We start from the raw sequence: 21135 nt of genomic DNA, 5'->3' as shown, positions 1-21135 counted from the left end.
GAGGGCGTGACAGCACGGGCTTTCGCCGCCGTGCGACATGGCCGACACTGAACGCATGTCGAGACGCGCACTGACCTGGTCGGGGGTGGCCGTGGCGCTGGGGGCGCTGGCCGCGCTGGGATGGTATTTCATCGCGGTCGGCCTGGATCGCGCCGACAAGCTCGCCAGCGTTCTTGGGGTCTTTGTCGGACTGCTGGGACTGGGTCTCGCGATCTACGGCACGGTCTCCTCACGCCCGGAAGCGGCCCAACCCGAACCGGGTGGCGTGCACAACGAGATCAGCGGCACCGTGCACGGCAGCGCCGTGCAGGCGAGGGATATCGAAGGCGGCATCACCTTCGGCGCCCCGAAGCCACAGAAAGCGCAGGACACGGACTGACCGTCCTCCACAAAGGCAGCGATCACACCTCACCTGCACCCCGGGCCGGCCTGTGCTCATATCGGTCGGCCGTGAGCCCGCCGTGATCGATCATCCGGGCGCCGCCTATGAGGTCAACAGTCATGACCTCGATACTTTCGCCCCCTTCTCAGGAATATGAGAATCCCGGGAAGAAAGTACTGCGTGCACCGTTCATACCATTATGTTCCTGACATCTCCGGAGTCCGCCGATCACCGGAATCGAGCATCGACAAACCGGATGTCGGAACATGCGGCCATAGCGTGAATCCGGAAGGGCTGTCGCGGCACACATCCGGTTGACACCCCCCGCCCGACCCCGACTCGGCGTCGAACCGTCGTAACCCTGCGCATCGATAATCGGCGGAGCGGCACGAAGAACACTTTTCACTCAACCCGCTTTACTCCCGTTTCGGCCGACCGTTTGCTCTTTCGGCTGTTTTCGCGTGTCGGTTTTCCCATTCCGTTGTCCCGGAGAAGCGTCCGACATATGCTCCGCACAGGTGAAACGCTCAGCCAAGCCGAGTGGAGGCGGGCATGGCTCGTTCCTGGGAAGCCGACCCTTCCGCGTTGTTCGAGCGGCGATTAGGAAAGTCCGCCAAAGAGTTGGATCGTTCGGACGGCCGTGACGAATGCCCAGACATCTGGCAACTCAGCAACGGTGACATCGCGGTGATCGGCAGGGACCTCACGGCCGCCTATGGCCCTCACCTGCCGGAAGGCGTGTCCCTCGCCCCGGATGAGCGCCTGGTCGTCATCCCGGGCATCATGCTCAGCGCGGCGAAGGCGGACATCCCCGATGCTTGATCCCGGCGCCCCCTTCCTCGTTCCCCCACAGGGCGAGAAACTCGTCAGAGAAGCCTACAGACGCGACTTCCGGCAACGGGACGCGCGGATTCGCAATCATGACTCCTGGAAGTTCGAGCGGCGGCAGCACTTCGAGGAGCAGGGCAGTCCAAGTCGTGACGCCTTTCGCCGAGGCGACTGGGACGAGGCGCTGCGGCTTCTCGACGAAAGGCGGGACGACCTGCTCGCGCTCACCCGGGAGGACGAACGTCGCGGCTCCTTCTTTCACCGGGTACGCGTGGTCGAGACGCCACTCACACCGTATATGCGATGGGAGCTGCACTCTCTGCGGATCCGCGCCGAATGCGGTGAGAGGATCCGTGTGATCGGCGTGGAAAGGGTACAGGCCCTGGAGAAGACCGATCCACTGCCGGAAGTGGTCATCCTAGGCGGGCAGACCCTCTACTACGTCCTCTACACCGCGACCGGTGTCCCGGACGGCGCGGTCCGCTACACCGATCCCGGCTTCATCGCAAGTTGGCAGAAATACATCGAAAACCTCTATGAGGCCGGTGAAGATGTGATTTCCTACTTCGACCGCGAGTTGGCCCATCTTCACTCGCCCCAGCCGAAGACGGAGTAGACGTCAGAAAGACCGGAGAGGGAGAAGAGCACTCCGGCGGTTCGCGTTCCGAGCTGTCAGGGTCCTCTCGTGATGTCGTACAGGCCAGAGATGTCAGTGGCGGGGTTCACTTCCACGACCACGGCAAACACATGAGAACTGACCGTTCACCACCGCTCACGGCTTCAGCTTGAGCCTCTTCTTCGACGCCCCCGGGAACACGACGACCAGGTGCTCCTCCCCCACATCACCGACCCGCACGTAGACACGGAGCCGGTAGCGGCCCTTCCCCGCGATCGCCAGGTTCGGCATAGGGGCACCCGCGCCCACCTCTCCGCCCTCGCCCATCTCCGGCACGGTGAGCCGGCCGCTGCGGCTGACGACCGGCACCTCGGTAACCTGATCCCACCCGGCTGTCCGCCGCGGCGGCGCGGTACGGAAAGCCTTCACCGTGAGGCACAGATCGATGACGTCTTCGACGTGCCCGACGAGCACCGAGCTGCCGACCGCCCCGATGAGGGCTCCGTCGTCGTAGAGCTCGTCTGTCGCTTGCTCCGCCTCCTTCTCGCCCGCTTCGTCTTCGGGGTCGTGGACCAGATAGCCGTGATCGCCGTCGGCGAAAAGGAAGTACGTGGCCGAGGCCTGGACGACCCCCTTCGTCCGGGGCCACGGGTCGCGGCACTTCGCGTTCTCCTCGGCGATGTAGGCGGTGTTCGCCGCCTCCTTCTCCGCGGTCGACCGCAGCAGATCGGGATGGGTCGCGCCGACGATCTCCGGGCAGACGTAGACGAGGTCCCACGGGTCCGCGCCCCACGCGGGCCGTGCGCTCCCGGCCCGCGTCAGAATCGCCTCCTGCTCTTCGCGGTCCTTCGCGCGGCACAGCGCCCGCCCGTACGCGAGGACCCCCTGGTCCGACAGGCTGTCGGGAAACATGGGCGAGACTCCGCCCTCTGTGCTCCGCGCCCGGCACAGGAACTCGGCGTCGCGTTCCGCGGGTTTCAGGTCGCCGAAGTTGCGCCGGTCGTAGCAGTCCATCGACCAGCCGGTGTGGGTGAGGTGCGGGGTCTGCTCCGGGTGGATCATCGCGATGATCGGCAGTACGGCCACGGCCGTCACCGCGACGCGGATCACGCGCCACCGCGCGGGCGGAAGGTCCGCCGGATGGCCCTCGGTGGAGAGTTCACGGGCGGTCGCCGCGATCCACACGACGCTGACGAGACCGACCGCGTCCATCATGATCGGCACCACCGGACCGCCGTCGGCGATCCCCGCAAAAAGCATGTTGAACGGGATCACCAGCGCGTAGACGCCCACCGACAACCACCCGGCGACCTGCGTGCCGCGACTCCACCGGCCGTCGCGCCGCTGCCCGATGACCGTGATGACGGTCGCCGCCACTCCGCCCAGCAGCAGGCCCAGTTCGGCGATGCCGCCCGATCCGAACTCCGGAAGGTCGAGTTCGTCGAGCAGCTGGTTGGCCATCCCCGCCAGTTCGACCGCGAACATCGCTCCGGCCACCGCGCGCAGCACGCGGGACCGCCAGCGGATGACGAGCAGGTAGAGGACGTCGACCGCGGTCCACAGCACGAGCTGGAATGCCGTGTTGGCCGCACCGGGGATCAGCACGATCGGGTACCACAGCACGAGGGTGTACGCCACCGCCAGATACAGCAGTCGGCGCAGTGCCTTCTCTCGGCGGTCCAGCGGTCCCGGCGCGGGAGCACGCAGGATCAGCCACAGGAGCGCGGCCTTCACCAGGGCGGCCACGAGCAGCACCACGGTCGTCGGGGTGTCGAACCCGTCGCGCCCGTAGAACTCCCCATAGGCCGGCGGCGACCATTCGACGGCCACCCAGAGCCAGGCGTCGCCGAGCAGCAGGCCCGCGACCGCCGCCGCGAGAACCAGCCCTACTACCCCAATTCTAATAATCCGCCATAGATTATCCGAAAGCACGAGATGCGATCTTAGCTTGGTTTTCCTGCCGTATTTTCAGAGGCTTGAGGGGCATTATGGAAGCTCGAATACCGCTGGTTGTTCAGCGAGCCGGAGAATCCGAGCCGGCAGGCGCTCGTGCGCACACGCATGACGACACGCCATGACACCCGTCGCGACGGCACATCTCCCCGTCAAAGACCGGCGCCATCGATCTCACGGGGTCGGCGGACCAGGGAATGTCCGTTTTACCGACCCGTGGAATCTCCGCCGTTGACCCCGCAGCCTCGCGTGATGAGGATCGGGGGAGACTGATTACGGAGGTGTTACGCGATGGCCAAAGTGCTGATCGTCACCGGTGACGCGGCGGAGGACCTGGAGGTGATGTACCCCTACCAGCGGCTGCTCGAGGAGGGGTACGAGGTGGACATCGCCGCGCCGAGCGCCAAGAAGCTGCAGTTCGTGGTGCACGACTTCGTCGACGGCTTCGAAACCTACACCGAGAAGCCGGGCCACACCTGGCCCGCCGACCTCGCGTTCGCCGACGTCGACCCCGAGCGGTACGTGGCGCTCGTCGTTCCCGGCGGCCGGGCTCCCGAGTACATCCGCAACGACCGCGACTGCCTGGAGATCGTCAGGCACTTCGCCGGGGCCGGCAAGCCGATCGCGGCGCTGTGCCACGGGCCGATCCTGCTCGCGGCGGCGGGCGTGCTGAAGGGGAGGGAGAGCAGCGCCTACCCGGCCTGCGCACCGGACGTCGAGGTGGCGGGCGCGACCTGGATCGACAGCGAGGCCCACGTGGACGGCAACCTGGTGACCGGGCGGGCCTGGCCCGACCACCCGGCGTGGATGCGCGAGTTCGTGAAGGTCCTCCGTGCCGCAACCGGCTGAGAGCCAGGGACTCCTCTCCTCGGTCCAGCGCGCGCTGCACGTGCTGGAGGTGGTGGCGTCGGCCGGTGACGGCGTCACCGCCAAGGCCGTGGCTCGGCGCTGCGGCTTCAAGCTGTCCACGACGTACCACCTGCTGAACACGCTCATCCACGAGGGCTACCTCGTCCGGCTGCCCAACTCCCGGGGCTACGGCCTGGGTTACAAGCTCACGTCGCTGAACCAGCGTCTGCGTGACCAGCTCGGCAGCACGCCGCTGGTGTCGGAGGCGCTGCAGCACGCCCACCGGATCAGCGGCACCGCCGTCTACTACAGCGTGCTGCGGGACGCCCACCTCGTGGTCGCGGAGGTGGTCGACTCGCCGGAGACGCCGCGGGTGCAGCCGCTGGACGTGGGCTTTCACGAGGCGGCCCACGCGACGGCGTTCGGGAAGGTGCTGCTCGCGCACCTTCCGGAACGCAGGACCTATCTCGCCGAGTTCGGGCTGCGCCGCCTCACCGAGAGCACGATCACCCGGCTGGAGGAGTTCGAGGCGGAGCTGGGCCGGGTGAGGGCGACGGGGGTGGCCCAGGAGGTCGAGGAGTTCCGTCCCGACCTGGCCTGCGTCGCCGTTCCCGTCCTCGACGCCTCGGCGAACGTGGTCGGCGCCGTCGCCGCCTCCGCCCCGCTCGGCTACTTCCGCGCGCACCGCGACCTGATGATCGAGGGGGTACGCGAGAGCGCCCGGCTGCTCGGCCCGTGGAACGCCCCCGAGGATGCCGGGACCGCCTTCGACCAATAATCATTTGCACCCTGATATCCCGGGAAGTGCGAAGTTCTCGCGAGGGTACGAATCCAATGCGTTCGAATGGGCGACTCTGGTGCTCTGGCAGGCCATAGGCCTGGCGGAAGATCACGTCGCCGATCCTGTGCCTCGCCGTCCGGAAGTCCTGATCGCGATCGGCCCCGGTGAACATGCATGGCCGAGGGCCCCGATCGCTTTTCGCGCGCCCCGCATCCGGTTCCGCGTCAGCCGTTTAGCTGTAACATGTCTTGTTACAGACAGGAGGGCCGATGGCCGCGAACAGCCGGCTGACGATCGCCGTACACGCGCTGACCTGGATCGCGCTCGCCCAGCGGCGCGGGCAGGAGTGGCTCACCTCTGAGCAGGTCGCCGCCAGCGTCAACACCAATGCGGTGATCATCCGACGCAGCCTCGGCGATCTGCGCCGGGCGGGCCTGGTGGAGGTCCGCCACGGGGCCGGGGCCGGCTGGAGCATGGCCCGCGCACCCGAGGACATCACCCTGCTTCAGGTGTACGACGCCGTGGAGCGAGAGCCGCTCTTCGCCATGCACCGCACCGAACCCAACCTGGAATGTCCGATCGGCAGGGGCATCCGGCCCGTGCTGGACGTGGTCTACGACCGGGCCGACCAGAGCCTGCGCCGCGAACTCGATCTCACCTCGATCGCCGACGTGCTGCGGGACTGCCTGTAGGTGCGCCGACGCCTGCCTTCAGTAGTAACAATGTTTGTTCCATCAACACGGAAGGAGCCTCACCGGTGGAGGACAGTCGATACCCGATCGTCGAACTCAGGCAGTACACCCTGCACGAGGGTGAACGCGACGTACTGGTCGACCTCTTCGAGCGGGAGTTCGTCGAGCCGCAGGAAGCGACGGGAATGACCGTCATCGGCCAGTTCCGCGACCTCGACGCTCCGAACCGATTCGTCTGGCTACGCGGATTCCCCGACATGGAGCGCCGCGCCGAGGCGTTGCGTTCCTTCTACGGCGGTCCGGTCTGGAAGGCGAACCGCGATCGGGCCAACGCGACGATGATCGACTCCGATGACGTGCTGCTGTTGCGCACCCGAGAGGACTTCCCGGCAGCGGCGCGGCCTCCGGTCGGCGATGCCACACCGACGTCGATCGTCGTCGCGACGCTCTACCACCGCGACCGGCCGTTCGACGACGCGTTCGCGGACTTCTTCGACCGCTCCGTACGACCGGTGCTGACCGAGACCGGAGCACGGCCGCTCACCTGCCTGCGGACCGAGTACGCCGAGAACACCTTCCCCGCCCTGCCGGTCCGCACCGGGGAGAACGTCTTCGTGTGGTTCTCCCGGTTCGCCGACCCTGACGATCTCGCCGATCACCAGGAGCGGCTGGCCGGCTCACGCACATGGCGCGATCGAGTGCTCCCGGAACTGTCGGAAACCCTCACCGGCGCTCCGCGGCAGCTCCGGTTGGCGCCCACGGCCAGGTCATCGTTGCGCTGAGGCGTGGAGCACACGAAGACGGGCGGTCAGAGCGTCAGCGCCAGCACCGCCCAGCGGTTTGGCCACGTCGTCTCGCACCCACGAGCCGAGCCACGCACCTGCCACCAGTACGAATTTCGCCATGGCGGCAACGTAGCGGAACAGACCGACAATCCCGGTCGCGACCGCGAGACCGTCGGCCCGCCGACGCGCCTGGTAGCGTTCGCGGACGGGGGTGTCCGGGACCGATCGGGTGGAGCAGCACGAACGATGAGCGCCGAGTCGACGCCGCGCGAGGCGATCGCCGAGCACATGGTCGCGATCCCGGCGGGAAACGTCTTCCTGCGGGACGAGGGCACGAAGGCGATCTGGAAGGTCGAGATCGGGGCCTTCGAGCTGGCCCCCCATCCGGTGACCCGCGAGCTGTACCGCGCCGTCCTGGGTGAGGCCCCCGCGAGCCCGGCGGGGCCGCGGACGCCGGTGACCGAGGTCTCCTGGATGGACGCCGTCCGGTTCTGCGACCTGCTCTCGCGGGCGGAAGGCCTCGCCCCCTGCTACTCGATGGGCGACGACCCCGACGGCCAGGACGTGGTCTTCGACCGGGAGGCCGACGGCTACCGCCTCCCGACCGAGGCCGAGTGGGAGTACGCGTGCCGGGCCGGGACCACCGGCGTCCGCTACGGGGAACTGGACGAGATCGCCTGGCACCGCGGCAACTCCGGCGGCGAGGTCCACGACGTCGCGACCAGGGCGCCGAACGCGTGGGGGCTGTACGACATGATCGGCAACGTGTGGGAGTGGTGCTGGGACGTCTACGACCCCGAGGTCTACGGCCCGTACCGGGTGTTCCGGGGCGGGGGTCTCTACGATCACCCCCGGGGGTGCCGGGCGTCGTGCCGCCGCAAGAGCCACCCGACCTTCCGCATCGACGACCTGGGATTCCGGCTCGCCCGATCACGGTAAGGATGACACCCAGCAGGCTGCGGTTGTCGCGGACCATGCTTTCCGTGGCTTGTCGCGTGGGCTGCTCCGGACCTGAGAGTCGATGAATGAGCGGTCAGTGCATCAGGATGATCTTGCCGCGGGCGTGGCGGGTCTCGCTCAGTTCGTGGGCGGCGGCGACGTGGGTGAGCGGGAACGCGGCGGCGACGGGGATGCGCAGGCGGCCTTGGGCGGCGAGGTCGACGGCGAGGCCGAGGCCGTGTACCGCCGGCCGGTCGGCGTTCGCCGCGAGGGCGGTGCCGTCGTCAGGGACGCCGTGGGACATGTGGACACCGTGCGCGGCCGCGGTGGTGTCGGCGATCGTGACGACCCGGGCCGGGTCTCCGGCGAGGGCGACGAGGTCGGGCAGTGCTCCTCCGGCGCAGTCGAACACCGCGTCCACCCCGGCCGGGGCCAGCGCTCGGACGCGTTCGACCAGGCCGGGCCCGTAGGTCGTCGGTTCGACGCCGAGGGAACGCAGGAAGTCGTGGTTGCGGGCACTGGCGGTGCCGATGACGCGGGCGCCGCGGACCGCCGCGAGCTGGCCGGCGACCGTGCCGACCCCACCGGCCGCGCCCTGGATCAGCACCGTGCCGCCGGGGCCGACGGCGAGCCGGTCGAGAACCCGGGTGGCGGTCTCGACGAGGCCCGCCGCGCCGCCCGCCTCCGCCCAGTCCCATGCCGTGGGTTTGGGAGCCCAGGCGGTCAGGACGACGTGGTCGGCGTTGGCGCCGCGCAGGGCGGAATGTGTCATCCCGAACACCTCGTCGCCGACACGAACGCCGGTGACGCCGTCGCCGACCTCGTCGACCACGCCCGCCGCGTCGAACCCCGTCCGGTACGGGAACGTCAGCGGCACCACGTGACGCATCTCCCCTGAGCGCAGGCGCGCCTCGCCCGCGGACAGTCCGGACGCCCGGACGGCGATACGGATCTCCCCCGGTCCGGCGTGCGGCTCCGGAACCTCGGCCACCTGCAGGACATCGGGTGGACCGTACTCGGAAAACTGGACGGCTCTCATGGAGTTTGACGGTAATAGAGCACTTCATCCGCTTGTCTAAAGTGAGAGTCGTGACGGCGGAAGTGAGACAGAGTCGGCGCTCGGACGTCCGGGACAACCGCGCCCGGATCCTCGCCGCTACCCGCGCCGCCTTCGCCCAGGAAGACTTGGACGTGCCGATCCGGGAGATCGCCCGCCGCGCCCAGGTCGGCCCGGCGACCGTCTACCGGCACTTCCCGACCAAGGAGTCCCTGCTCACCGCGGCCTTCGGTGAAGGGATGACGCTGTGCTCCCAGATCGTCGACGAAGGCCGGGCCGACCCCGACCCCTGGCACGGGTTCCGCGAGACGATCTTCAGGCTTATGGAGATGCGTGCCCTCGGCCGGGGCTTCTCCCACGCCTTCGTCTCACGACTGCCCGCATCGGTGGGCCTGACCGCCGACCGCGACCGCGCCCTACGCGGGATGCGCGAACTTCTGAGCAAGGCCAAGGAGGCGGGCGACCTGCGCGCCGACATCGTTCTGGAAGACGTCGTCCTGACGATGACGGCGAGCGAGGGCATCCGAGCCGAGTCCCCCGAACTGAGGGCGGCCGCCGCCCGCCGCTTCGCCGCACTGATGATCCAGTCGTTCCAGGCACACCCCGGACTCTCCCCTCTCCCGCCGGCCGTCCGGCTACCGCTCCGGTAAAACCGGTTCTCTCGAAGCGCCCCTGGCGTCGCGGTCGCGCCGGCTGCGTGAGCTTCACCGTCGGCACCGGCACGGCCTCCGTCTTCCCCGCCTCCAACACGTTGCGTACACGGTGCGGTTCATGTGAGATCCGGTTCTGTCGGGGTCGATCTCTACGGTGTGCGGCATGACGACACACTCCCCCGTGAGCGGGGCCTGGTCGAGCGTGCGCGCGGCCATCACCACCGGTGACCCGGCCCTGGTCGCAGCCGCCGTGTTGGATCTGGACGAGGCCGGGCGCCGGGAGGTGGCTCGCGAGTTGCCCGGCCATATCGACGTCGCCAGGACAGCGGTCGAGGAACGCGACCGGCGCCGGGGGGTATGGACCGGCGGCGAGGAATGGATCGAGCCCATGCGGGTCGCCGGCGCGGGTGTGTTCGGCGGGGTGGCGGCCGTCGCGACCTGGCTGTATCGGCGCGACTTCACCCGTTGGCGACCACCGCTGGACTTCGAGCCGCTGCTGCGTGTGATCGCCGCGCGACCGCAGCAGTGGCAGGCCGATCTCGCGGTGCGGCTGGCCCTGCGGCTGCGTGGCAACCGGACCCAGGCCAGGGACGACAGCATGCCGTTGGCCCTGGAGCTGCTGCGCCGTAGCGGTGCCGTCCCGCCCGAACACGACCCGCTCACCGTCGCCTGGGTGTCCCAGCCGCCGAATCTGGAGCACGACCCGTTGGCCGAGCACCTGGTGCCCCGGTTGTTCGAGGCCGAAGGCGTGGGCCAGGCGCTGCGCGGAGACAGCGTCGATCCGCCCTCGTGGGATCCCGGCCTCCGCACCTGGCTGGGGGCGCTGCGCGCCGCGGTCGCGGTCGGCCGGTTCGCCCCCGAGCCGCTGGTCGACGGCTGTCTGCGCCGGTTTCTGCGCGGTGGCGGCGCCGCCGACCTGCGCTTCTTCGTTCGCCTGCACGAGATGCTCGACCCGGCACAGAGCACCGAGCGCACTCGCGACTACCTGCGGCTGCTGCCCGCCGCGCCGGGGCCGGTGGCCGAGCTGGCGCTACGGCAGCTGCGCGGCGCGGGTGGGCTGAGCGGCGAGGAGATCGACGAGGCGGTGTCGGCGCTGCTGTTCCGCCCCGAGGGCAAGCTCGTGCGGGCCGGACTGACCCTGCTCGACCAAGCCGCCCGCGACGCGGACGGCGACCTCGACGAGCTGGCCCCGGCGCTCGCCTCGGCATTCCTGTGCGAGACCTACGAGGTGCGCGAGCGCGCGGTACGCCTGGCCGTCAAGCACGCCCGGCGCTTCACGCCCACCGGGGCCGAGGCCGTCCGCGAGGCGGCGAGCGTCCTGCCCGCCGAGCTGGCGGCGCGGCTCTCTCAGTCCTACGGGGTGGTGGCGGCCGAGCCGGAGATGATCGACGACTTCGAGCCCGGGACGCTGCCGCCGTTCCAGCCGCTCGCCCACGAGCCGTTCCCACCGGCGCTGGAGGACCTGACCGCCACCTACGACCAGGTGAGCGACATCGTCACCTTCGAACGGTGGCTCGACGGTTTCGTCCGCGACCCGTTCAAGCGACCGCGCCCCGGCCGGGGCCGCATCTACGAGCGGCGCCACTGGTGCCGCCTTGAGGAGTGGACGGAGGCGTTGCTGCGCGAGGCCGCCGACCCTGGGCAGGAGCCTCCCGTCCCCGAGCCCGAACAGGCTCCCGAGTACGTCAGGCACGCCATCGGCGTGCGCATCGCCGACGGCGGCGACGAGCGCGACATCAAGGTGGACTTCGGCCGGCTGCCCGCCGAGCTGCGAGAGAACATCGCTGCGGCCCTCACGGAGAACGGCACTCCGCTCGGCAACCTTGAGCACTTCACGCAGGGCCCGCCGCTCGAAGCGAAGATCCTGAACGTGTGGATCATGTCGTCGGGCAGCTGGAGAAGCCACGAGGAACAGCAGAACGCGCCGCACGACCGGCTGCCGGACCCGCATCACCTCTCGGCGCCGCACTACGCCATGCTGATGCGCTGCTCCGAGATCCACTCCGCGCTGAAAGCCGGGACGCTGCCTCCGTACCTGCTGGCCACCCCGACCCTGACCTCCGGTCACCTCGATCCCGCCGAGCTGGTGGCCCGCCTGGAGGGGTACGAGCGGGCCGGTGTCCAGGCCCTGCCCGCCGACCTGGGGCAGGCGCTGCTGCGGCTGCCGCGCGAGGCGGCCCCCGAGGTGATCGACCGTGCCGGGAAACTGACCTCTCAGGCGGGCGCCACGCTGGCGCGTTGGCTGACCGACCGGCCGGAGCCGCAACTGCGGGTGGACTGGGCGCACGCCAACGGCGCCTACACGCACGACCGGCAAAAGGGCGAACACACCCCCCGGCTGAACCCCCGCATCCGGATCGAACCGACGGGGCTAGCGCTGATCGACGCGCTGCTGTCCGATCCACGTCCCTGGACGGGCACGGACGACGGCAAGTACATGGAGTTCTGGCGGCTGACGCTGCCCTCGGATCGGGAGGCGGTGGCCATGCACCTGCTGCCGCACCTGCTCGACACCTGGGAGCGGCCCGGCTACTTCCATCAGTACGTGACCGCGCTGTTCTCCCAGGACGGGCCGGTGGGTGAGGCGACGGCGCTGCTGATCGCCGTCCAGCTGGCCCAGCAGGGCATGTTCGCATGGCCCGAACGCGGTTTGCGGTTGCTGCTGGACGCGGCCGCCGCCGGTTGCCTGCCCGCCGTGGAATGCGGACGTCAGCTCGGCCTGTCCCTGCGCAGGGAGGTGACCACGATGAGCCCCGTGCGCTCGGCGCTGGAGGAATGCGCGAGACAGGGCGCGCACCGGCAGGTGTGGGAGATCATGACCGGGTTGCTGCCGGTCTACCTGCCAGGACCGGACGAGCGGCCGCATTCAAGCCACACTCAGGCGCTCTCCCTCGCGATCGACGCCGCCCGCTGGGCTGGAGCGCGCGGTCCCGTCCCCGCGGTCGCCGAGGCGGCGGCCCGCAAGGGGACGAGCAACTTCGTACGCACCGCCCGCTCCCTGCACGAGCAACTACTCGGCCGACAGGAGCAGGCCGCGACACAGATACCCGCCTGAACAGGCGGAACCTTCTCGACCGGATGTCCCTCCTCCCCCGCTCCCGGTGGCGCGGCAAGGACAGCCGCGGTTGTCTCGGACCGTGGTTTCCGTGGCTTGTAGCGTGCTGCCATGACGGAGCTTGAGGAGCTGGCCGACAGACTGCGGCGGTTCGCGCACGACAGGGACTGGGAGCAGTTCCACACCCCGAAGAACCTGGCCATGGCCCTGGCCGGGGAGACCGGTGAACTCCTCGCGGAGTTGCAGTGGCTCACTCCCGAGGAGTCCGCGCGGACCATGGAGGATCCGGAGGCCGCCGGGCGCCTGCGCTCCGAACTCGCCGACGTCATGATTTACCTGGTCCGGCTCGCCGATGTGCTGAACGTCGATCTCGTCGAGGCCGCCCACGCCAAGCTCGACCAGAGCGAGAAACGCTATGCCGTGGAGACCTACCGGGGGTCGGCCAGGAAGGCCCCGCCGCTCGCCTGATTTTGTCGGATGATCGCTGTAATGTGCCTGACGTAGTGATGCGGCCCGACGGGCTTCCGCTCATCATCTGATCGCGGACACGCCCCCACACCGCACGAGTCTCTCGTGCTGCCTGGGGGTAGGTCCGTGACGGCATTTCGGCATTCCGCCGAAAGTCTGGCCATGCTGGCGACCGATGCTTCGGTTCCGGAACGGCGGTTGAGCGAGGTCGTCGCCGAGCACCTCAGAAGGACCGCGCGCATCAACCCCTCCCCCGCCGAGCGCAGGTCCTGGGATCGGAGCCTTCCCGTCCTCGCCCGCGACCTGGTCGACGCCGGGCTCGGGGGTGTCGAGATGCTGGTCGAATACCAGCTGCCGCTGACCAGCCAGCGCGCCGACGTGGTCCTCGCGGGCGTCGACCGCCGTACGGGCGGTGACGCCTACCTGGTGGTGGAGCTGAAACAGTGGAGCCAGGCCGAGTTGCTGGACGACGATCCCAAGCTCGTGCTCGTCGAGGGCGTCCCCGGCGGCCCCAAGCTGCACCCGGTGCTCCAGGTTCAGGGCTACTGCGAATACATCACCGACTTCGTCGCCGCCCTGGCGGGCCGGGACGACGCGCTCAGAGGCGTGGCCTACCTGCACAACGCGGCCGACCCGGACGTTCAGGACCTCTACGCAGGGGTGCTCGACGAGCGGACCCGCATGTTCACCAAGAGCCGCCGCGGAGCCTTCCTCGACTACCTCCGCGAGCTGTTCGCCCCCGAAGCGGGTGCTGAAGCGGCCGACCGGTTCCTCACCAGCGCCGTCCGCCCTTCCAAGCAGCTCCTCAAACTCGCCGCCCAGGAGATCAAGGACCGCGAGCAGTTCGTCCTCCTCGCCGAGCAGCGGCTGGCGTACGAGATCGTGCTGAACTCCGTCGGCAGGGCGCGTGGGGCGGACTCGAAGGAGGTCGTCGTCATCACCGGCGGCCCCGGAAGCGGCAAGAGCGTCATCGCGCTGTCCCTGCTGGGCGAGCTGTCACGGCAGGGCCGGGCGGTCCTGCACGCCACCGGTTCCCGCTCGTTCACCGAGACGCTGCGCCGGGTGCCGGGCAAGGGCTCCTCGAAGGTGAAGAACCTCTTCAAGTACTTCAACGGTTTCATGACGGCGGAAAAGAACGGCCTCGACGTCCTCGTCTGCGACGAGGCGCATCGGATCCGGGAGACGTCGCAGAACCGCTACACCCCGGCCCGCCTGCGCAGCGACCGCCGCCAGGTCGACGAGCTGATCGACGCCGCGCGGGTCCCCGTCTTCCTGCTGGACGAGCACCAGGTCGTACGGCCCGGCGAGATGGGCACCGTGGCCGAGATCAGGGACCATGCGGAGGCGCGCGGGTTCCGGGTTCACGAGGTCTCCCTCGACGAGCAGTTCCGCTGCGGTGGCAGCCGTGCGTACGAGGAGTGGGTGCTGCGGCTGCTCGGCCTGACGGAGGGTGGCCCCGCGCCGTGGCCCGGCGACGACCACTTCTCGGTCTCGGCGGCCGAGTCGCCGCAGGAGCTCGAAGCCCTGCTGCGCTCGAAGCTGGACAAGGGCTACTCGGCCCGGATGACGGCCGGGTTCTGCTGGCCGTGGAGCGATCCCCACCCGGACGGCACCCTCGTCCACGACGTCCGGCTCGACGGCTGGTCCCGCCCGTGGAACGTCAAGGGCGACCGCGGCGTGGGCGATGCGCCCGCGAGCGCGCTGTGGGCGACCCAGGAGGGCGGCTTCGAGCAGGTCGGCTGCGTCTACACCGCCCAGGGCTTCGAGTACGACTGGAACGGCGTGATCATCGGCCCCGACCTGGTCTACCGCGACGGCAGGCTCGTCACCGTCCGAACGGCCAGTAAGGACCCCGCCCTCACCCGAGGAACCACCGACGAGCAGGCCGACCGGCTGATCCGCAACACCTACAAGGTCCTGCTCACCCGCGGCATGATCGGCACCTGCGTCTATTCCACGGACGCGCGGACCCAGGAGTTCATGCGAGGGCTGCTCGGGACCTGAAGAGCGCGCAGAGTCACAGTTTTCTCTCCATACCAACAGTGCGGCCCGACGGCACTGTGACGGTAGCAGGCGACGGCGAACCCCCTGAGACAGCGCCTGGGTACGAGCCGCGTGGTCACGTCTGCAGATGTGACCACGCGCCCATCCCACCCGGCACGGCGCCTGACCCCCGAGCATCAAACGTCCTCCCGGGTCAGTACCGCTCCGCCTCCAGGCCGGCCACTGTCAGTGGGTCAGTACACCGAGGGCCGCCGCGCGGCTGAGGTCCTCGTGGTGGACCTGGTTGCGGAAACTCCGCAGGCAGCCGTAGCAGGAGGTCTCCTCACCGCAGTCGCAGTCGGACACCCTGGCGTGCGCCGCCTTCACGACTCCGTCCAGAGCCCGAGCGATACGGAGCACACTGCCCGCTCCCCCGAGCACCGCGTCGAACAGGACGAGTCCGATCCGGTTGCCCGGCCACGCGTACAGCGTGCCGCCGATGTCGTCGCGGCTCAGTTCGAGTTCCTCCGCCGCCCCTTCCAGCAGCGCGTAGAGCAGCGAGTGCCAACTCGCCGTGTTGGTGGTGAGCGGTACGACGAGATGGTCGAAGTCCAGCGCCAGGATGTCGGTCTCGTACGGGTGGGCCAGCGAGCGCCGCCGGAGTGTTCCGGTGCAGTCCGTGCCACGCAGCAGGTGCGGGTGGGACTTCACCTTTTTTGATGTCAACGGCATCCCGGTGCCGCACCAGTCGCAGATCAGGTAGCCGGCTCCGGTCGGTCCCTCCGAGAGCGCGATCAGCCGTCCTCGTCTACCCGCCCGGCCGAGGATCGTCCCGCCGGTGGAGGCTCGCCATATGATCTCCTCCACCTCGACCGCCAGGGAGAGAACGTGGGTCGCGCCGTTCCAGCTCCGCTTGGGCGGCGTGGTGGTGGTCTTCGACGGCTTGGACTCCGCGACGAAGCCGAACTCCGGCACGTAGTACTGCCTCGGCGTGTTCCGCGCCACCGTCGAGCAGGAGGGGCAGATCGGGTCGAGTTGTTCGTCCCCCTCCCGGTAGTGCTGGCAGTGCTCGAAGATGAGGTAGTGCTTGCCGACGAGCTCACGGTCCGGCAGCCGGTAGACGCCGCCGGATCGCCAGAGCAGCCCTCCGGCCACGACCTCGGAGCCCGGCGCGTACTCGTAGATCGCCGCGGACAGGTCCCGGGTGAGCTCCAGCTTGGCGCCCACCGCCTCCCCGGAGTACGAGGTGCGCAGTTCGACCGTGTCGACCGGGAAACCATACATAGGGAGCACGTTCCGGTTGGCGAGGTAACCGAGCAGGTTGCGCTTGGTCAGGGTGTTGATGGTTCTGGCGTACCGGCTGACGAGGTGGTCCTGACGCGCTTCGAAGGCCGCGACGCGACGTTCCTCGAAGATCTCGACATCGAGGGCGAGTTGGGATCCGATCTCCTCCAGCAGGTCGGCCAGCACGTCGACCCAGGCGCCGGTGTTGACGCCGATCTCCCGCTGTACCTCCGGCGGGAGCACCCGCAGCAGCGACTCCATGACGTCTCGGGGAACCGGCGAGAGGAAGGACCGGAGCCGTGAAGCGGCCACTCCGCCGTTCTCCGGCAGGAAGAACTCACCCGCCGTCGCCCACGTCTCGCCACCGACCTTCTTCGCGTGCCGGAAGAACGCCGAAAGGGCGATCGAGTGCGCGTGCCGCCGGTCGATCCGCTCGTTCCCGAGCGGGACGTACGGCGCGCGTACATGTCCGGCGATCACGGCATTCGGGATTGTCCGGAACAAGCGCCCGGGAATCTTTTGATCGGACCGACCCGGACGGGATCACCGAAGCCGCCATGGAGATCGAGATTGTCGATCTCCATCGCGGCCTGTTAGGTCAGGATTGACAGAGAGTGGCTGTTTGCCTGTCCGGCTTGGCGGGTAAGCTGTGGCGCGTTTAGTTCAATCGGAAAAACCATTGCTTTTGAGTCGCGAGATCAGGTCGTCCATGTTTTTAGGCTCTGCCCATCCTGAGCTGGTGCCCGCGACGTCTAGCGGTTCGATTCCGCCCACGAGGGCCCGGCCGTCTGAACTTTTCTGCTGGACAAGCGTCTGATCTTCGAACACGAGCCCCTGAGGCGGTGGGCTGGTGAGCACGGCCTCATCGGAGAGTGTGACTCCAGGCTTTATAACAGAACCTTCGTAAGGAAGGTGATTGGCTGCGAAAACCATGGCCTTGGTGCCGGTGGGGATGGAACTTTCGAAGTCCTCCAAAGATCTTTTGGGTAGCCACTCCTCGGGCTTCTTGGAGTCGTCTCGGACCACGGCGCCCCGAAACAAATCCACATAGATCATTGAATTACTGTTTGCCCCCTCCGTATCAATACCTTTCAAGGGGTGGGTGACCTTGATCCTGAGAACGACACGATGTTCGAGTGGCCCATTGGGATAGGTGGCCAGAGCTGGACCTTCCTGCCAGCCGTCGACCACGCCTGCGGCGACGATCGGCTGGACTTTTGCCAGTGCCTCCGGTGAGGACAGGGGCTGAAAGTCCGATTCCGCGACCCGGAGAATTGAGACGTCGAGTGCTTTGTAATTCCCCCGCGTGATCTGGCCTGTAGCGGGGTTGCCGAAGGTCTCATCGCCTGTACACCCGCTTAGGGCAAGAGCCGAAACGAGAGCCAGAGCAGCAATAGGCCGCTTCATCGACGGACTCCTTTCCGTTTTAGGGCCACCAAGAGTTCGCGTGACTGAGGTGGTGGCTATTATATTGCCATATCCATGAACCAGTAGGATTGCTAGCGTATTTGACGTCTCCGCTCACCATGCAGTCCAGTACACCCCCTGGGGGAATAGCGGGGGGATTGGCGAAACCAGCATAATGATCAAAGCCTGCCGTGTGTCCTAGTTCGTGGCATACCGTCTTAATATATTGCTGGTGTGGATAATCGGAATTTTCGATGTTGTTGACGCCTATGGTGATCTGTCTTTGATCACAGTGAGTGCTATTAGATGCCGTCTCCACGAAACAGGGTGCGGTACCGAACTGTCCGTTCAGGCTCCCTTGTCTCCATACAACGTCGGTTGCCGGGTCGCCGTCCTGGTTTGAATTCTGCGTATCACATGTAGCGTGCTGAGGAATTCCGGGGATGGTGGTGGAGTTGTATAGGTAGTTCATCGCTCCTGGGATATAACTCCTCAGCGTCGATCCCGCCGAGCTGTGATAGCACCAGCTGTGCGTGCTCTTGTCTGGATACATGCCGTCGAATGGCCATGTGTTAGCCATAAGTGACACCGGAGACACGGTTGCAGCTATCGCGGTTAAGATGGCCGAGAGTGAGGCGGTGACAACAATTCGCCATTTACGGATAATCATTTTTTCCTTTCTGGTGAAGACCGATGGGAAGGCTCTCCTTTCCGTCTCTCTTCGCGACCCCTCTTCGTTGATCATGAGTTATGACAGGCGCGCCACACAAGTATTGACATTTTTTGTAAACTATCGTATAGAGAAGGAGTTTTGTCTCGCCTTGCGAGATTGAAGAGCGAAGGTTGCTTTAACAAGATTCAGAAACCAAGCCCGGTGCTCGCAACGAGCCTGCGACCTGCACTACCGGGTTCGAATGAGCTCCTTGAACGATTCGGTCGACACCGTCGATGCTTTACGGACTAATGTGCGCGTCCCTTAACGAAAGCGAAGAGCACTCACCAAACTCGGCCGGAGAGTCTCAGCGCAGTGCCTGGGTGACGCGCTGTCTCAGGATGGGGTCGCCGATGCTGTCGGCCCTGCGCCAGGCGGCGGCGGTGATCTCTTCGGTCTGGAGCGGGCCGATCGCGCTGGTGGTGTGGAAGAGGAAGCGGAAGTCGATGTGCCGGTGCTCCGGTTCGCTCTTGGCCGGGTTGGCGGGGATGGGGTGGATGTCGATGTGGAGGGGACGGTCACCGGCTGGGGTGACGGCGGCGGCGGGGATGCCTGTCTCCTCGGCGAGTTCGCGCAGGGCCGCGTCCAGGAGGGTGGCATCGGAGTCCTCCAGGTGACCGCCGGGCAGCAGCCACCGGTCCAGGGCGAGGTGGCGGATGTGCAGGATCCGCCCGTCGGGGTCGGCGAGGATCGCGCCGGCGGTCGCGTGGCCTCGAAACTCGTCGCGGGTCGTGAGGTCCGCGCCGTCGTCGAGCAGTTCCAAAGCCGGGGCGAGGCTCTGCTTCTCCTCGGGGCACGCGTCGAGGTAGTCGCCGATGACGGTACGGATGTGGTCTGCCGTGATGGCCAAGTCGATCACCTGTTGACGTAAGAGAGCCAGATCGCCGCGACAGCGGCACGGTCGGCCGCAGAGACCTCATGCATACCGGATGCGAGGTCCCCACGGGAGAGCATCCCGATCCCGGCGAGTATCTCGGCCTGGACCAGGAAGATGAACGGCCCAACGCTGGCGCCGTGCAAAAAGTTGACGGCGTTTCCGCCGTTCGCCAGATAGAAGTAGTGGCCGGTCGTCTGATAGCGGGTGATGTGGTCACCGACCATTGTGCGGGTGTAGACGTCCGGCAGTCCGCTGAGTTCCAACTCGTCCTCGCTGCTGGTGACGGTGGCGACGTAGGCGCCGTTGCGCAGGTGAGAGAAGTCCTCGCCGCGCAGGGAGAGGGCACCGGTCGCGCAGAGCACGAGTCCCGCGCCGGTCAGGGCGCTGTGACGGTCGCGGGCGACGGCGAACCCCTGGGACAGCGCCTGGGTACGGCGGACGGGGTCGATGTCGAAGACGGTGACCTGGACCCCCTTGGCATGCAGCAGCCGGGCGATCGAACTGCCGAGCTTGCCGAAACCGATCACCAGGGCCGGACGACCGTGCAGGATGTCGCCCCGGCCACGCATCACCGCCTCGGTGGAGAAGACTACGGACTGACCGACGAGGAAGTCCTCGGGATCCTTCAACGGCGACCGGGCGACCGAGATCACCGGACAGGGCAGCAGGTCGAGATCCCGGTAGCGGCGGTGGCCGTTCTCGGTGTCCTCGATCACCCCGAGCAGCCGACCGGAGAAGCGTCCGTGCACCTCGGCCAGGGTCGGGGCGAAGTAGCCACCGACGTCCAGCAGCGCGACCGGCTCGGTGGCGGCCCGGGACTCGAAGTAGTCCAGGGCCGTGCCGGGGTCGGCGAACAACTCGCGGAAGAGCGCGTCGACCGGAACGGCCTGCTCGACCTCACGCCGTGCGGCAGGGTCGATCGACTTGGGCTTGGGCAACACCGCCCGCAGGCGGCTCATCGCCGCGACCGCGCGAACGAAGCAGGGCCGTTCCGGCAGAAGGTGGGTGACCAGGAATGACGTGATCCGCTCGTCGGGAACGAACCGAGCCGCGATCTTGGCGAAGTAGGCGTCCAGCCGGGCGCGTTCGAAGGCTTCCAAGGCTGTTCCCTCTTATCGGTGCGAGTGGATCGTTCCCACCTGCTCTTCGGGAGGTGGTGGCGCCAGGGTGCACCAGACGATCTTGCCGCCGGGGGTGGGGCGGTAGTAGCCCCAGTCGGTGGCGAGGAGCTCGACGAGGTGCAGGCCGCGGCCGTTCTCGTCGTCGGGGCCGGGATCGCGGACGACCGGGGTGAGCGGGCTGGCGTCCCAGACGCGGAGTACAACGGTCTCACCCATCCGGTAGACGTCCATCCAGATCTGGTCCGGGTCGGCGTGCGGGATCACCTTGGCGGCCTCGGGGCACGCGGCGTGCGCGGTGATCGCGTTGGAGACCAGCTCGGAGACGACGAGCTGGGCGGTCTCGATCAGGTCGTCCCGGTGCCAGCTCTCCAGTACGCGCCGGACGTGGACCCGGGCGTAGTAGGGCGAGGTCGGGAAGAGGGAGAGTTTGAGGTACTGCGTGCTGCTGGCGACATCGGTCATTTTCCCTCGCTCCTGGTTGGTACGTCGGACATAGGACCGGCACCGTTCGCGGCCGGGGACGCCGCACTCCCCCACGGGGGACGAGGGGGCACGGTGCCGGTCCTACGGGAGTACGGCCGGGGAGCGTCGCAGATGTATCGCCGGTCGTACCGCTGAGGCCGGGCGGGCACCCGATACGGGGTGGGCCGCACCGAGAGGGAAAATTGTCCGCCCGGCCGTCTGGGGAAATCC

The 21135-nt window shown here is 67.7% G+C and carries 19 protein-coding genes; 12 read left to right on the top strand and 7 right to left on the bottom strand.

Annotated features, from left to right (window positions below):
- Positions 1 to 55 precede the first annotated feature (55 nt).
- The 3 genes from ACIBH4_RS14030 (at position 56) to ACIBH4_RS14020 (ending at position 1826) form a co-directional block, all read left to right on the top strand.
- Entirely contained in the window at positions 56 to 379 is a 324-nt protein-coding gene (locus ACIBH4_RS14030) for a hypothetical protein (protein WP_362763700.1), read from the top strand.
- A gap of 555 nt (positions 380 to 934) precedes the next feature.
- The gene (locus ACIBH4_RS14025) at positions 935 to 1204 is read left to right on the top strand and encodes a hypothetical protein (protein WP_362763697.1); all 270 of its coding nucleotides are present in this window, start codon (positions 935 to 937) and stop codon (positions 1202 to 1204) included.
- Complete coding sequence (locus ACIBH4_RS14020; protein ID WP_362763694.1) at positions 1197 to 1826, top strand: DUF6879 family protein; 630 nt, start codon at positions 1197 to 1199, stop codon at positions 1824 to 1826. Before ACIBH4_RS14025 ends, ACIBH4_RS14020 begins: the two co-directional genes overlap by 8 nt.
- Positions 1827 to 1982: 156 nt before the next feature.
- Here the strand turns inward: ACIBH4_RS14020 and ACIBH4_RS14015 are convergent, their stop codons facing one another.
- A complete protein-coding gene (locus ACIBH4_RS14015; RefSeq protein WP_362512612.1) occupies positions 1983 to 3758 on the bottom strand; it encodes a hypothetical protein in 1776 nt (591 codons plus the stop codon).
- A gap of 312 nt (positions 3759 to 4070) precedes the next feature.
- On the opposite strand from ACIBH4_RS14015, the gene ACIBH4_RS14010 reads away from it, so the two are divergent.
- The 5 genes from ACIBH4_RS14010 to ACIBH4_RS13990 all read left to right on the top strand — a co-directional run bounded on the left by ACIBH4_RS14010 (position 4071) and on the right by ACIBH4_RS13990 (position 7825).
- The gene (locus ACIBH4_RS14010) at positions 4071 to 4628 is read left to right on the top strand and encodes a DJ-1/PfpI family protein (protein ID WP_362512615.1); all 558 of its coding nucleotides are present in this window, start codon (positions 4071 to 4073) and stop codon (positions 4626 to 4628) included.
- A complete protein-coding gene (locus tag ACIBH4_RS14005) occupies positions 4612 to 5406 on the top strand; it encodes an IclR family transcriptional regulator (protein WP_362512618.1) in 795 nt (264 codons plus the stop codon). Before ACIBH4_RS14010 ends, ACIBH4_RS14005 begins: the two co-directional genes overlap by 17 nt.
- Positions 5407 to 5678: 272 nt before the next feature.
- Positions 5679 to 6101, top strand: a complete 423-nt coding sequence (locus ACIBH4_RS14000; RefSeq protein WP_362763692.1) for an Rrf2 family transcriptional regulator — start codon at positions 5679 to 5681, stop codon at positions 6099 to 6101.
- 65 nt (positions 6102 to 6166) lie between these two features.
- On the top strand, positions 6167 to 6883 hold the full coding sequence (locus ACIBH4_RS13995; RefSeq protein ID WP_362763689.1) for an NIPSNAP family protein: 717 nt from the start codon (positions 6167 to 6169) through the stop codon (positions 6881 to 6883).
- 249 nt (positions 6884 to 7132) lie between these two features.
- Complete coding sequence (locus tag ACIBH4_RS13990; RefSeq protein WP_362763686.1) at positions 7133 to 7825, top strand: formylglycine-generating enzyme family protein; 693 nt, start codon at positions 7133 to 7135, stop codon at positions 7823 to 7825.
- Positions 7826 to 7919: 94 nt separating this feature from the next.
- Here the strand turns inward: ACIBH4_RS13990 and ACIBH4_RS13985 are convergent, their stop codons facing one another.
- Positions 7920 to 8864, bottom strand: a complete 945-nt coding sequence (locus ACIBH4_RS13985) for an NADP-dependent oxidoreductase (RefSeq protein WP_362763683.1) — start codon at positions 8862 to 8864, stop codon at positions 7920 to 7922.
- Positions 8865 to 8914: 50 nt separating this feature from the next.
- Between ACIBH4_RS13985 and ACIBH4_RS13980 the strand changes: the two genes are divergently transcribed.
- From ACIBH4_RS13980 to ACIBH4_RS13965, 4 genes are all read left to right on the top strand, one after another.
- A complete protein-coding gene (locus ACIBH4_RS13980) occupies positions 8915 to 9532 on the top strand; it encodes a helix-turn-helix domain-containing protein (RefSeq protein ID WP_362763680.1) in 618 nt (205 codons plus the stop codon).
- A gap of 166 nt (positions 9533 to 9698) precedes the next feature.
- Positions 9699 to 12590 carry a DUF6493 family protein gene (locus tag ACIBH4_RS13975; protein WP_362763677.1) on the top strand — a complete coding sequence of 964 codons (2892 nt, stop codon included), beginning with the start codon at positions 9699 to 9701 and terminating at the stop codon, positions 12588 to 12590.
- A gap of 111 nt (positions 12591 to 12701) precedes the next feature.
- Positions 12702 to 13058 carry a nucleotide pyrophosphohydrolase gene (locus ACIBH4_RS13970; protein WP_362763674.1) on the top strand — a complete coding sequence of 119 codons (357 nt, stop codon included), beginning with the start codon at positions 12702 to 12704 and terminating at the stop codon, positions 13056 to 13058.
- A 162-nt stretch (positions 13059 to 13220) separates the two neighbouring features.
- Complete coding sequence (locus ACIBH4_RS13965) at positions 13221 to 15062, top strand: DNA/RNA helicase domain-containing protein (RefSeq protein ID WP_362763671.1); 1842 nt, start codon at positions 13221 to 13223, stop codon at positions 15060 to 15062.
- Positions 15063 to 15287: 225 nt separating this feature from the next.
- On the opposite strand, the gene ACIBH4_RS13960 is transcribed toward ACIBH4_RS13965, so the two are convergent.
- The 5 genes from ACIBH4_RS13960 to ACIBH4_RS13940 all read right to left on the bottom strand — a co-directional run bounded on the left by ACIBH4_RS13960 (position 15288) and on the right by ACIBH4_RS13940 (position 20904).
- Positions 15288 to 16805 (bottom strand): DUF1998 domain-containing protein, encoded by a 1518-nt coding sequence (locus ACIBH4_RS13960; RefSeq protein WP_362763668.1) that lies wholly within the window; start codon positions 16803 to 16805, stop codon positions 15288 to 15290.
- A 183-nt stretch (positions 16806 to 16988) separates the two neighbouring features.
- On the bottom strand, positions 16989 to 17732 hold the full coding sequence (locus ACIBH4_RS13955; RefSeq protein WP_362763665.1) for a hypothetical protein: 744 nt from the start codon (positions 17730 to 17732) through the stop codon (positions 16989 to 16991).
- 1019 nt (positions 17733 to 18751) lie between these two features.
- On the bottom strand, positions 18752 to 19294 hold the full coding sequence (locus ACIBH4_RS13950; protein WP_362763662.1) for an NUDIX domain-containing protein: 543 nt from the start codon (positions 19292 to 19294) through the stop codon (positions 18752 to 18754).
- Between the two features lie 5 nt (positions 19295 to 19299).
- On the bottom strand, positions 19300 to 20421 hold the full coding sequence (locus tag ACIBH4_RS13945) for an NAD-binding protein (RefSeq protein WP_362763659.1): 1122 nt from the start codon (positions 20419 to 20421) through the stop codon (positions 19300 to 19302).
- A 12-nt stretch (positions 20422 to 20433) separates the two neighbouring features.
- Positions 20434 to 20904, bottom strand: coding sequence for an ATP-binding protein (locus tag ACIBH4_RS13940; RefSeq protein ID WP_362763656.1), 471 nt, complete (start codon positions 20902 to 20904; stop codon positions 20434 to 20436).
- Between the last annotated feature and the right edge of the window lie 231 nt (positions 20905 to 21135).

It is taken from the genome of Streptosporangium sp. NPDC050284, from assembly GCF_044459525.1.
Classification (GTDB): domain Bacteria; phylum Actinomycetota; class Actinomycetes; order Streptosporangiales; family Streptosporangiaceae; genus Streptosporangium.
The sequence above is the reverse complement of the archived record's forward strand: the minus strand, read 5'-3'. Positions and strand labels throughout refer to the sequence as shown.